Raw genomic sequence first — 429 nt, forward strand, 5'->3', positions numbered from 1 at the left:
GTCGTAGCCGGTGGTGAGCCCGGCCATCTGCAGCTTGTCGTCGCCCTGATCGCTCCAGAACCAGGGATGACCGTCATAGGGCTTCTTGTCGCCGGTCAGCCGCGCCGCCACGCAGCGGGCGTGGTCGGTGGCGTTTTGCACCGATTCCAGCCGCAGCGAACCGCCGAAGCGCGGGCTCGCGAACAGCGCGCAATCGCCGATCGCGGAAATGTTCGGATCAGCCGTCGCAAGATACTCATCGACGATGATGCCGGCGGCGACGGGTAACCCCGCTTCGGCTGCGAGCTCGATGTTCGGCAGCACGCCGACGCCGACCACGACGAGGTCGGCGGGCAGATGCCGGCCGTCGCTCAGGGAGACGCCGGTCACCTTGCCGTCGGCAGCCTCGATGGAGGTTGCCTGCACGCCGAGGTGGATGCGGATGCCGGC

General features: G+C 68.3%; 1 protein-coding gene. It reads right to left on the reverse strand.

The window, feature by feature from the left end; all coding sequences use genetic code 11:
- Positions 1–429 (reverse strand): FAD-dependent oxidoreductase (locus tag NF418_RS10350; protein ID WP_256779539.1); only part of this gene is annotated, 429 nt, incomplete at both ends.

Origin of the sequence: Streptococcus suis (assembly GCF_024509555.1) — a bacterium.
GTDB lineage: Bacteria > Bacillota > Bacilli > Lactobacillales > Streptococcaceae > Streptococcus > Streptococcus suis_AD.